This window comes from Serratia plymuthica NBRC 102599, from assembly GCF_001590925.1.
Taxonomy (GTDB): domain Bacteria; phylum Pseudomonadota; class Gammaproteobacteria; order Enterobacterales; family Enterobacteriaceae; genus Serratia; species Serratia plymuthica.
Genome location: NZ_BCTU01000001.1, coordinates 218,984 through 231,406, shown reverse-complemented (window position 1 = coordinate 231,406; position 12,423 = coordinate 218,984). Strand labels below are relative to the sequence as shown.

General features: G+C 57.2%; 11 protein-coding genes. All 11 read right to left on the bottom strand.

All coding sequences use genetic code 11. The features are described 5' to 3' along the window. Positions 1-14 precede the first annotated feature (14 nt). Complete coding sequence (locus SPL01S_RS00985) at positions 15-1,499, bottom strand: contractile injection system tape measure protein (RefSeq protein ID WP_147424910.1); 1,485 nt, start codon at positions 1,497-1,499, stop codon at positions 15-17. A 25-nt stretch (positions 1,500-1,524) separates the two neighbouring features. Further along, positions 1,525-2,568, bottom strand: a complete 1,044-nt coding sequence (locus SPL01S_RS00980; RefSeq protein ID WP_063197028.1) for a phage tail protein — start codon at positions 2,566-2,568, stop codon at positions 1,525-1,527. After that, positions 2,561-5,494: a baseplate wedge protein gene (locus tag SPL01S_RS00975; RefSeq protein WP_063197026.1), complete on the bottom strand. Its 2,934-nt coding sequence runs from the start codon at positions 5,492-5,494 to the stop codon at positions 2,561-2,563. The genes SPL01S_RS00980 and SPL01S_RS00975 overlap by 8 nt, the downstream gene beginning before the upstream one ends. After that, positions 5,487-7,313, bottom strand: a complete 1,827-nt coding sequence (locus SPL01S_RS00970; RefSeq protein WP_063197024.1) for a baseplate J/gp47 family protein — start codon at positions 7,311-7,313, stop codon at positions 5,487-5,489. Before SPL01S_RS00970 ends, SPL01S_RS00975 begins: the two co-directional genes overlap by 8 nt. 75 nt (positions 7,314-7,388) lie before the next feature. Then, positions 7,389-7,811 (bottom strand): contractile injection system spike tip protein, encoded by a 423-nt coding sequence (locus tag SPL01S_RS00965; RefSeq protein ID WP_063197022.1) that lies wholly within the window; start codon positions 7,809-7,811, stop codon positions 7,389-7,391. Continuing rightward, the gene (locus tag SPL01S_RS00960) at positions 7,808-8,128 is read right to left on the bottom strand and encodes a GPW/gp25 family protein (protein WP_162268762.1); all 321 of its coding nucleotides are present in this window, start codon (positions 8,126-8,128) and stop codon (positions 7,808-7,810) included. Before SPL01S_RS00960 ends, SPL01S_RS00965 begins: the two co-directional genes overlap by 4 nt. A gap of 122 nt (positions 8,129-8,250) precedes the next feature. Next, positions 8,251-9,840: a phage baseplate assembly protein V gene (locus SPL01S_RS00955; protein WP_063197018.1), complete on the bottom strand. Its 1,590-nt coding sequence runs from the start codon at positions 9,838-9,840 to the stop codon at positions 8,251-8,253. Then, positions 9,837-10,526 carry a CIS tube protein gene (locus SPL01S_RS00950; RefSeq protein WP_063197016.1) on the bottom strand — a complete coding sequence of 230 codons (690 nt, stop codon included), beginning with the start codon at positions 10,524-10,526 and terminating at the stop codon, positions 9,837-9,839. Before SPL01S_RS00950 ends, SPL01S_RS00955 begins: the two co-directional genes overlap by 4 nt. After that, positions 10,523-10,690: a DUF5908 family protein gene (locus SPL01S_RS25085; RefSeq protein ID WP_155729001.1), complete on the bottom strand. Its 168-nt coding sequence runs from the start codon at positions 10,688-10,690 to the stop codon at positions 10,523-10,525. Before SPL01S_RS25085 ends, SPL01S_RS00950 begins: the two co-directional genes overlap by 4 nt. Continuing rightward, positions 10,687-11,139 carry a phage tail protein gene (locus SPL01S_RS00945; protein ID WP_373282266.1) on the bottom strand — a complete coding sequence of 151 codons (453 nt, stop codon included), beginning with the start codon at positions 11,137-11,139 and terminating at the stop codon, positions 10,687-10,689. The genes SPL01S_RS25085 and SPL01S_RS00945 overlap by 4 nt, the downstream gene beginning before the upstream one ends. Continuing rightward, the gene (locus tag SPL01S_RS00940; RefSeq protein WP_063197014.1) at positions 11,136-12,383 is read right to left on the bottom strand and encodes a phage tail sheath family protein; all 1,248 of its coding nucleotides are present in this window, start codon (positions 12,381-12,383) and stop codon (positions 11,136-11,138) included. Before SPL01S_RS00940 ends, SPL01S_RS00945 begins: the two co-directional genes overlap by 4 nt. Positions 12,384-12,423: the final 40 nt, after the last annotated feature.

Here is a 12,423-nt window from a genome sequence, read left to right as displayed (position 1 = left end):
AAAATAGCGGCTGTTTATCCTGTGAAATCGGTTAGCGGCCAGACGATAGTCAGTGGCTGTTCAGTCCAGGGGAAAGACGCCAGCGTCATTGGCCACGGCCAATCTCTGAGTAAGAAATCATAGGGTTCCGGCCACACACTGATTTGAGGGACTGCCCCTTGCGTGCTGATCTTACCTGCCCGTTGCAAGAACAATTGCCGAATGTCTGTCAGACTCAATTTTTGCCAACCGGGAAGTTGTTGGCCGATAGAGGCCAGCCAGTCGTCAATCTGTTGCTGTTGCAACAGACTCAGTGGGGCGGGCGGCGGTACGGAGGCTGAGCAGGACACCCCACATAACACCTGATTCAACGTCAACCGTTCCTCCGTCGGGCTAACTTCGCCCCAGACCAGTCGGTCAAGACCGTACACGGCCTGCCACCGCGCAGCATCGCTGACAAACTGCTCTTCCTCCCACAGACTCAACTGAGAAAACAGTTGAGGCAAAAGCGGCCACAGCAGGAGCAAACCGGCGTTACTGATACCCTGACTCGACGAGCGCGGTGCATTCGGCGATATGGCGTTATCTCGCGGTAGCGCAACCTGCCCGGCGTCGGACTGCATCCCTTTTCCCTCCCGCATGGCATCATCCTCCTGGCGTTGTAAACAGCGACTCAGGTAAGCATCAAGGTGCTGCACGCCCCGCCCGCCTTTTAGTCGATGAATCGCCTGGCGCACGGCGGGTTGTCGCCATAGTGGCAACAACCAACGCATCACGACTAAGGGGGAATAAGCTCGTTGATCGGGCAATGCGCTATCGGAAGCCCGGTTGCCGGTCAGTAACTGCGCCACCTGTTCAGGGGGGATCTCCCCCCGAGCAATGGCCTTTGCCCAGCCAGTCACCTGGCTGGCTGTGGGGGAGTGCTGATGCATCAGCCAATCATGCCCCCGTTGGCTATTGAGTAAATACAATGCAGCGGCTATCGACAACCGACTGGCCGTCACCCGGCCGTACCAAAATACCGGCAGCACTTTCGGGGACTGCCATCCCCCATCAAGTAACAGCTTCAGCAACTGCTGAAGCTGGTATGCCGGGCTATCCTGTATCAAGGACTTAAGAGTGGCGGGTTGCAAACAGCCCTGGGCCCGTTGAAACAACTCTTTTTCGCCGGGATGACACTCATGAAGCCAGTCCTGAAACGCGGTGATATCAGGAGTTTGGAGATTCATTTCTTGCGGCCCTCCGATGGTCGCATGCTCGCGGGCTAGGCATTGTGCAAATGCCTGTGCCAGCAGCTGATTAAACTGCGTGTCAAATTGTGCTACCGAAATAGCACCGAGATTAAGCTCCAGCGTATTTAAACGGAGTGATATCTTCGCCGTTTTATTACGAAAACCCTGGAGAAGAGCAGATTTCAAATTATCAGAATCTAATAAAGCAGAGTGTAGTAATTTCTCTCCGGATAGTCTCCCACCCATTTTTATTTTACATCTCATCTTATGAATTAAGATTCGATCCATAAATAAATATCAAACCTCACAGAAATCACAACTTAATAATAAATGCCAGCGCATAATAAGGCGGGATGGGATCAATTGAATGTTGATGTGAATTAATATTTAGCGTCGCATCATGTTTATGCCCCATACTTCCACCTGAAGAGGAAGTCGACACGGAACTATTTGAATCAATCATACCTTGTCTTGAATTGCCATAATAATAGCCAAAACTACGATATTCTATCTTATAGTAATTATGTGAATGGCTAGGGATTTGGCTTAAAGTTAGCTTTGTATCTTTAACATTCACACTTCCCGTAACCGTAGTCTGGCTGGTTGACGTTGTACCTTCTCCCTTCCCAGTAAATTTGCTCCCCTTTCCTACAATAAATCGGTCACGTAAATCCGGGCGACCATTCCCCCCATCACATAGATCCCATCCTTTCGGTATTTCAGCCGTGGTGCCGGCAAACATCATCACCATCCCTTTCTGGAACATTTGTTCAGGAACGATTTTCAAACCATTCGTCTCATCGGCACTCAGCCCACTATTAGCGGCCAGCTTGATACTTACACCTTTTGAATCAATTTTAATACCATTCCCCGCATCTACGGACAATCCATTCGAACTTAACGCTAGTCCACCGGCACTCCCAATCGAAGTGAATCCATCCGCCCCTTGCCCTCCTCCTCCGTTATTGTTGGCGCCCTTCGCCAGTTTTACGTTCACGCCACTACTATTCACCGCGACGCCATTCCCCGATTTAACACTTACACCGTCTTTATCAACATTAATCCCTTTAGCCGTGTTGGGCTTTAACTCCAGACGGCCAGTAGAAGAGAGGGTAAGCCCATTTGCCGGGCCGGTTTGACCCTCAGCGCCCCCCACCGCCTGGCGCCCTATATTGGCCAGATCAATCAAGTCCGCAAAATCCGTCTGCAGCGGAATGCTGCCCGCTTTAAAACGCGCTTTCAGCGCATCGGCCTGGGGCAAGGCTCTGCTCTTTGGCTCGCTGTCACCCGTTGTGTCCGTTGTGCCGGCAAAGGTTGCCGGGGTCTCTACCTTGTTCTGCGGGGTTTTATCAGTCATTTTGCTCTCCAGATTCGTCATGATGTTCAAGGGTGGTTGGTACGTCTTTCGGCACGTAGAACAGCTCTTCTCGCAGGATGACATCTTCGTGCCACTGGCTGCCGTCACCGACAACCTCGGTGCGCTGCGCCTCGGTGGCGATGCGCATCAGGCCGATATCCAACTGGGTTACCGGCAGATGGCCTAAGGTCAGCATCTGCATCAGCGCAAAGGCATCATCACCCAGCGGCATGCCGCTGTTTTGCCAGCGCGCATAGGTCGCCCCAAAGTTGTTAAAGGTTGGGTCATCAAGCCAGTGATTAATCAGGGACACGTGGGCCGGGAACTCCGCCATAATGGTTTCCTGTACCCAGGCAACCAGCTGGTCAGGCACAATATTGGGGCTCTCTATCAGACGGCGATTGAGTACGGCGCTGACCACAAATGAGAACCGGTCTGTCGTTGCATAGTTGTTCGCCTGGCTAAACGCCCACTGATAACGATAGCTGGTCTCCGCTGAGGGAAAATCCTCTGTGCTGTCGGCCGCTTTTTCAATAAGTAACGTGCCCGCAATCGGGTCGACTGCTTTCACGGTCGCCGCAAGCTGCCAGTCCGCATCCACAGTGGCAGCGCGGTAGGCCTTCGCCCCTGGCTGGGAAAACTGCAGGCCGGCAGGACGTATGACAATGGCATCACCGACGCTGACCATGGCGGGATACGGGGATTGCGCGTTGCTTGCCAGTAAACGCTGCTGTTGATTGGACGGTTGCCGTTTAGCCTCGGCATAATTCAGCCGGTAATCCATATCCTGCAGCCAGACATTGCTGTTCTGCCAGCGCAGGTTGTGACTCGCCCAGGCTGTCTGAAGCCGTGACAGGGTGTTGTGCAGTTGCTGACTGTTTTCTGTGCTGACGGTAAAACTGTCCCCGTCGGTCGCAATAACCAGCAGCCGGCTTACATTCAGTCGACTGTTCCCTTCAATCGCAATCAGGTCGATGAGCTGCCCCTGGCCCACCTTGCCGGCACTGCCCGCCTGCGTCATGGTAACGTTAGGTTCGTCTATGCTAAACCCCGTTGGGGTCTGTTCACTGTCAAAGGCACTGTCCGGGGTTTGGGGCAGCAGCTGGCGATGCTCAATCAGGTAAAACGGCAATTGACCCAGGTCCGGATTTTCAGCAAAGCAGATGCTGTCAAGGCCGATGCGTGCCGCAATGCGCTTTTGCAGAGCGGATACCTGGTCAATACGGATATTGATGCGGTCATAGCCTAAAGCGGGTTGTTGCGCCAGATACGCCCGCTGCGTCGCCAGAAAATCCGGTAAATCCAGCGTCAGCGGCAGGGCGGCCCGTTGGGTGCCGAAATACCCCAGCAAATACTGAAGAAAATCGAGTTCGCGGGCAAAATTGGCCTCAATAGGCTGCTTATCTAGCGTGAAGATAGCCGCATCCTGCTGCGCACTCTCTTTCAGCGTTGCCGCGTAGGGCTGATGAATGTCCTGTTGCACCATCTCATGGGTATAGGGCCAGCGGGTCCCCCGAATGGCGTTGCCTCTGTCTTTAAATGCCAGCAATATCGGCAGTAGCGCCAGCTCTGCCGTGCCGTCGGCCAGCAGTTGGTCGACTGGCAGCAGAAACTGATGCACCGCACGCGTCTTGTCGTCAATCACGGCATCGGGCTGCTGCAAGGCATAGCATTCAGGCAGGCGCTGCCCGACGGGAATATAGCGCGTCTGATCACGAAAGCGGCCGGCAGGTAACACCGTAGGCGTCGTTATAATCAGGTCTGCCTGTGTCAGGTAGCGCGCCATCACCTCACTGTCCAGCGTGTTGCGAATACCGCCTTTCGACACCAGGGTTAGCGGGCCGCCGGCCATGGCCAGCAGATCCAGCGGCGCCGCCCCCCACAGCAGGGGGTAATAACCGTCAGCCACCTGCCAGCGCCAGTTGTCCCCCGCAACGGCCGTAATGTGGCCATCGCCGGTATCGACCGACAAGGCGCTCAGGCTGGCCACGCCGGGGATAGCCAGCAACAGGTTTACCAGCGGGCCGAGATTGAGGACGTATCCCCCTGAGGTAATCTGCGAGGGCGCCGTTTGCTGCCAGCCGTGTTTCAGCTTCGGCCCCGCAAAAATCGCGTCATCGGCGTCACCGAGCGCACGCCGTTGTTCGGTGGTATAACGGGCGACCGTCGGGCGTAAAAACGCGTCGGTGACCTGATAGATGTGCACCGCCACCTGATTGATGTCGCTGATGTTATCGGCCAGCTCAATCGTCATCTGCGGACTAAAGGTCGCCGGTTGCAGCCAGGTAATGCGCGACACCGCTTCGCCGAGATTACGGTGTGCCGCGAGAAACTCAGCCAGGCGTTGCTCCACCGCCGCCCGGTTGTCAGGCAACAAGGACTGGGTATAGCGGGTGGGGACCACCGATAGCCAGAGGTTCCCCCGCAGAGACAACTTCGTCTTGTCTTCAGGCTGGGTGACCGTCGGCTCCGTGAAGCTGTATTCGCGTTTTTCTGCGTTATACCACCAGTGGAAACTGCTATCCTCAGGCTCTTTAATCAGACTGATATCGCTGAATAAAAAATCCTGCTCATCGGTGTTCAGGGTGTCAATATCGCTGCTGTGCAAGTCCAGTAAGGCCCGGCGGTAATCCTCTGCCGTCACTGTGTTGCAGGTGAGCACCTGTTCAGGACCGAACTCTTCCGGGAACAAGGTGTTCCGGTCTTGATGGGTCAACAGATCGTTCAGCGACAGCGACGCACGGTAACTGAGGTCGGAACAGTTCCAGGTCGCGGACTGTAACAGGGTGACGCCCGGATCGTGATCGCCGGTATCCGTCCAGATCTCGCCACTGAGCGCAGTGACTTTCTCGTGAGCCTGTTGCCACAGCGCATCAAACGCAATCGCGTCTTTCACCGCCGGGAACAGGGCGTTTTCTTTAGACATGAGGCTCTCCTTCCGGGCACAAAATCAGGACTTCGTCATCCCTGGCGGTGACGGTGCTTTGTGTTTCCACAGATTTACGCTTGCCCGTTTCATCAATAACGTCGTGAATAAGGACCAGCGCGTTCACGGACTGCACCAGCGGTGACTGTTGCAGCGTGGCCAGCAGCTGGTAGTAGTCCACCTGATTGCCCGGCGTGACCGCCTGGCGTCGATCGGTCGACCAGGGCATATAGTCGTGTTGTAACTGCGCCGCGAGCTGGCGATAACCATAATCAGGGCGAATACCCGCCACGAACGTCACCCGATAGCGGGCCGTCACATCGCTATATCTCGGGTTCTTGAGCGTCGGCGCCGCCCACAGCGAGGTATACTGCGCCAACCATTGCGCCATCCGGGTCAGCCTTCCGTCACTCAACGCCGGGCGCAGCGCGTCATCGTTATCGCCATAACGACCGTCAGGGATAACCATCAGCGATTGCACCTCAAGCGCCGGCAGGCGACTCAGTTTGTCCACATCGGGAAAACGGACATCAAAAATCTCCGGGTAGTGCTCCATCAGCAGGCTGCGCATATTGTTCCAGGTGATAGCCCGCTGCCGGTGGGCTATCCGGGTCGCGGCGCGCTGCAACATCGCCACCTCTGTTTCCCGTGGCTGCCCGCCGACAGAAGGCAGGGGCTGGCGAACGTCGCTGATGGCAGCAACCGGCGTCACAAGCTGGCTGACTGTGTTGGCCGGCAACGGCTGGGCAAAGTGGCTGTCATCCATCGCCTGCGCCACATTCAGGATCGCGGTCATCGCATTGGCCAGCACGGTCTGCAGTTTCGGCATCGCCTCGGAGGGCGCGTTCTCGTCCTTTTCTGCTTTATTTTCTTTCAGCGTGCCTTTGATCCAGTAATACCCGGCCTCCAGCGGCTCGTCGCCCTCCGGCAGACTGCCCCCCGGCTGACTGTCCGCCGGCAGCCGCGCCCGCCACAGGTTGCTGACGGACAAGCCCGCCGTATTGTCCTGCAGCTCGGCATCCAGCGAGGTCCACTGTTTTTTATCGTTGTAATACCACCAGGTGACATCCAGCGCCGATGAGGCGCGCACAGACCAGTAAACCGACAGGGTGTCCTGCGCAGACGTCCCGCTGAACCCCAGATAAAGCACGGGGGCCTGCTCTTTGGTGTCCGTCCCTTCCCCTGCTTCGGTAAAAAGATGCAGCCCCTCAGGCGGTAGCGTCACGCCCGTTGCGCTGTCGATGGCGGTATACCGTTTCCACGTCTCCCCAACCTGTGCCGTCCAGCACAGCTGTTCCAGTTGCTGGCCGGTGATCAGCAGACTGTCGTCAGTCTGGTAGGTGATGCTATTGCCAGCGCTGTCCTGGCCTCCATCCAACAGGCTGCCGGCGGGTAACGCATACGGGGCCGCATTTTTTTGCAGCGTAAAGCTCACCGCCACGCTGTCCGGCCGTGGGGCGCGGGGGGCAAACCCCAATAAATCACGGTAATAAAGTGAACGGTGCCGCGCTGGCAGCGTGTTCAGCAGGGATCTGGGTGTCTCGAGCAGCTGCAGCAACGCCAGCAGAAACGCCTGCTGCACCGGCAGTTTTTTCTCTGCCAGGCCGGGGTGCTGATAGATGTCACTCAGCCCTTGCGGCGTGCCGCCGGCCATCCAGAAGCGGTTCCAGTCAGCGTCGCCATGGCCGGCAAACGGCATGGCTTCGGTATATTTCGCCACCAGGTTGAGCAGGTCCCTCCCTGTCCGTGGCTCCAGCAGAAAGGTCTGGTCTGTTAATCCGCTGCCCAATCTCTGTTTCAGTTGCTCCAGGTCAGACATGATGTTGTCCATTGGTTATGTGATGATAAATAAGGCACGCAGGGCCCGTTTCCGCCGCATTGGCAGTACAATGACTCACCCGGCCGTGACAAACGACTGGCTGTTGATAAACTCGCCGGTTGCTTGCGTGGGGCCCATATTCGGGTCCGGTTTTCCTTGCGGATCCTGGGCCGGTGTCGTGGGCTGAAATTGCGTCGTAAACTGGCTGCCGACTACAATCATCGGCACCGGCGCCGTCGCAAACTCAGCCCGCTGATCGGACGCCAACTGTTTGATGGTGAGCGTCCCTTTTCCAGGGGTGGCGATAAAGGGAGGCTTGATATAGTCAACGGTAAAGGAGACCTGTTTTTCATCCCCAACAATGCAGATCTTTTTCCCCCCGATGCTGGCCTCACCGCTGCCGCTGATCCGTGGCTGGGGCGGTGGCGTGATCGTAATAGCGCCAAACTGCGGGTTGAATGTCAGCGCATCACCGTCGATGACCACCAGGTTGCTCATAGTAACCTCAGCGTCTGGCCGTCATGGATGTTCAGCGTACCGTCCACCGTCTCGACCAGATCAGTGCCTGACAGATACACGGTGATCTGCACCCGCAGACGGCTCGCTTCCTGTTTGTCCGGCTGGATAATGACGTCCTTGAGCAGCGCCCGGGGCTCATGGCGCAGAATGCTTTCTTCGATGCGGTTGTGGATGTTGGCCAGCAGTTCATCGGTGATATTCTCAAAGATAAAGTCATGCATGCCCCCGCCATAGCCCTCACGCATAATGCGTTCGCCCGGTTCAGTCATAAACAGCACGCGCAGACTCTGCATCACTGCCTCAACGCCCGCTGTCAGGGACACACCCGTGTCGGGGGCAAACCGCGGTGGAAACGCCCAGCATTGTCCCAGGGTCGCTGTCAATATGTCGTTACTCATGGCACCCTCACCCTAATAGGTTATTTTTTCATGTTAATTTTCGCGCTGGTGATCTCCACCTGCTGCTTGCCCGCGATCGACAGATCACTGTCAGCCTGCAGACCCAACGTATCGGCCTGAAGTTGCAGGGCGTTCGGCGTACGCATGGCAATGTCCCCCTCGCCAGTTAAGGTGAGGGTATTGTCCCCCGCCATCAGCTTCAGCGTTTTCTCGTCGGTGTCGATCATCAGGGCCTGTGTCTGCTCGGCTTGACTAACGATCAGCCCCTTACGGTTGTTCTTTTCATCCGGTGGGAACGGCGCGATATTTTTCGGGTTGTGCATCGCACCCAGGATCATCGGGTAACGCGGATCGCTGTCGATAAACCCCACCACCACTTCATCACCGGGTTCCGGGTAAAAACAAAAACCACTCGCGTGACTTGCCCAGGGCTTACTCAGGCGGGCAAAAATCAGCGAGTCGGGCAGATTCAGGGCCGGCAGATGCAGGGCGATCCGATCCAGATGCTGGGGATCGGCGGCAAAATCCGCTACCGTGCCAATATGCAGCGACCGCACCGGTGGCGCGGGCTCCAGCATGGACGCCGGTAGCCCAATCACCAGCTCACTGCGCCAGCCATCTTTGGTATCAAACAGCTGATTGACCCCGCTCAGCATCGCCGTGCCGTCCAGTCCCCCCCCAAACCCGCTCAGGGTGATACTTTCGCCCGCGGCGAAGTCCTGAGTCCCTGCCAGCACAATGTGGCCCTGTACGCCGGTCATTTGTTGGTAGTTCAGCCAAGAGCTCGACAGGGTTTTCAGCGTGGCTTCAGGCAACATGCTGAATGCCAGGGCGTAGTCTTGCGGCCCTGCAGGGGATTGGCCAGCCTGACCCTCAGGCTTCCAGGGACGAAACGCGCCGGCCAGGCTTTTTTGCGCCGGCGTGAGCCGCTGTGCGGCAATATCCCATCCCTGCAGTGACAGGCTGTCCGGCGTAAAGCGGTTATCAAAATTCAAATTGATTTCATACAGCGTATAGTCGCGACTGTCGCGAGTAAGCCGCCGTGAAGCCATTGCCGCGTCGGACAGCGGGCGGATCACCACCGTGTCGCTGGCGGCATCGGGCAGCAGCCAGCAATTGGTGGACAGCAGCCGGCTGCGAATAAACTGCCAGTCGCTGAGACGAAACTGGATCAGTTGATCGTGCTTGCTGCTCAGCTGCGCCGCCGCTTTTTGCGTCAATTTCACCCCCGCAGACTGCAGCAACCCCTTCAGGACAGTGCTGTCATCCTGCTGACGGAATACCCGGCTATGGGGCAAAAACGTCAGTTTTTGCAACGCGTGGCGGGCCTCCAGCCGCACGGACCAGTCTTTCCCCTTCAGTTGCATCTTCTTTTGCACCAGATAACCGTCGAATAGCGGCTTGTTATCCAGGGCAATCACCACGCGGGCGCCCAGGCTAAAACGGCTGACTTCGCGTTGTACCGCGTTATCCGCTGCGCCATGGTTATCCGTGGGAATACGCAGCTCCAGCTGCGCCAGCGGGATCTCATTGATCAGCTGCTGTACCCGCAAACGACGGATCCCCAATGTGCTCGGCTTTCCCGCAATATCCAGGGTGATGTGGCTCATGCCTCCCCCCCTTTCGTCGCCCGCAGCAGGTCTCCGGACTGAAAATTATCCAGATTATCCAAATCGTTATCCCAGGCCAGCGACAAAGGATCGACGCTGCTGGCCAGCGCCCCGCCGGCACTGAGCGCCAGCAGCGGCAACGAGGCCAGATCCGGTACGCTGACCAGTGCACGATCGGGGGCGCTTTGTGCCTTAAGGGATTGCTGAATAACAAAGCTCTCATCCGCCACCAGGCTTAACCGCACGGTGGCCCGTAGCGGTGTGGCGTCACGGTCAAACAGCGTGTAGGTGACCGACAAATCACGGGCGCGGCCGGCAAACCACCCTTTATTCTCCCAGCGCATTTTTCCCCAGGTGATGCGCAAAAAATAAGGCGAACCGGTGGCCGCATCCACGGCGCAGAGGGATTTCAGCATCGCCAGCTGCATCTCTATCGGGGTGGTATTCCCCGGCATCTGGCTGTCGAACAACAAGGTGAGATTGAGGCCGACCGGCTCGGAAATCACATAGCGGTTGCTTTGCGACGCCGTGTTGATGGTGTCCTCTGTGCTAAAACGCGTCTGATAATCCAGCTGAATATTCTCTGGGTTATACATCGCGCTCATGCTGCCCGCGGGAATTTTCCCTTCGCGATCTTTCCAGGCGTTGAGGGTCAGCTTCGACAACCCCCGTTCAAGTAAGCTCACTGACGCCCCCTTTCAAGCAGCTGTTCCAGCACCTCTTGTTTAATCCTCTCCACCCACCGCTGATCGTCCCACTCACGGCGCTGCGCAAACGGTAAGGACGGGGCAGAAGGGGCAGGCTCGGTGACCTCAACCTGTACGATCAACTCACGAATTTCGACGGTCATAGTTTTATCCCCAGCATGCGCATATCCTGATAGCGCAGCTCAAGTGTGTTGATGAGCACCTGGTTGCTGTTCGCATCCAAATCGCCCATCTGCCAGCGCACCGGCAGGGCATGACTCAGCGTCCAGGTGGTCACGGGTAATGAGACTTCATTCAGCAACATGACCACCACATTCGCCCACTGCGTGCTTTCCCGGCGCAAGACGCGGTCAAACTGCAGCGTCAGGGGGGAGGCATTCATCACCCCCCGTTCCAGCACCAGGCTACCGTGATTCACCTGCTCGGCCAGCCAGAGGTTGCGGGCATTTTCGCCCCCTTCCCGGTGCTGGCTCACTTCCAGTGTCCGCGACAGGCCGGAGACGCGCTGGAACGCGATGTCAAACGGATTGGGAATGTTGTTAAATAAAAAATTGACGAGAAAACGATGGGATACCGCGGGTGTACTCATCATGATTGACCTCCGGTTTGCGCGCTGGCCGTGCCGTCACGCAGATCCAGCGTCAGGCTGATATCAATGAATTCCGCCGGGGCCAGCAGCGCCAGACGGACCTGCAGGATCATCTTTCCATGGCGAATATCGTCTTCCGTCATGGTTTCATCCAGCCCGATACTGAGCGAAAAGGCCTCATCCTCAACCGTGCCAAAAAAAGCCCCGGCCAGCCATTGCTGACGCAACCACGTCCAGACCTGGCCCTTTAATTTCATCCAGGTCGAGGCCGTATTCGGCTCAAACAGGTAAGCGCGGGCCAGTTTGCTCAGATAGTGCTCCACGCTGCTGACCAGCAAACGGGTCTGGATATAACGCCAGGCCGTGTTCTCCTCATTGAGCAAGGTCCGGCATCCCCACAGGCGAACGCCTTTTCCGACAAAACTGCGGATCAGGTTGCAGGACACCCCCTGGTTATCCAGTAACGCCTGAGACGTCAGAATGCTTTGGGTGGGTCGGCGGGTTTTGGCCAATGGGATGTTGGCCGGCGCCTTCCAGACCCCGTTATCCTGGGCACTGCGCTGAATGGCCGCCGCGACGGCCGGCAGAGGTGACAACACCACGGGCGCCGACGCCTCATCTTCGTAACTGGTTTCCAGTCGTGGCCACCAGGCCGCCCCGCGCTGGCACAGGTCTGCTGAAAAAGACTGCCCGGTCAGCGTCACGGCGTGCGCCGGGGAGTCCGGTAACTCCAGCAGCGCAAAGCGCTGCGGGGCCTGACGACACAGCGTCAGTAACGCTTGCCACCCCTGATACCACAAGGCATCGACGTCAACCTCAGCCGTATCCGCTCCCTCGAACGTATTAACCTCATTGAGCTCACTCAGCTCCGGTACCAGGACCAGACCGGTCTTGTCATCCGCTAACAGCGTCTCCAGCATCTGCGGCGCCTGTAATGCGGCAATCAAGTCTTGCAGATGCGCGGCCGGTTCTCCCTGCCCTGGCCCGAGGGACAGCACGTAGCACTGCCGCCCGCCGTTTTCAAAGAAGTGGCGCAGGGAGTACGCCAGCGTCCCACGCTGTCCAAAGAGACTGTTCGCCTGTGTCAGTGATCCCACGCTGACGGGCTGCATCGTCGGTATCGTCGTATCAGAAGCCACATCGCGAAGGGTATAACCAATAAACAGGGGCATCGTCACCGGATCGTCATTTGATGCCTGCGTTAACAGTGTTTCATCGTACGAAACCCCAGGAAGAACCATTGCCATCACAGTATCCTTATAAAGAGTCGGAAAAGGGGGTTCCCCC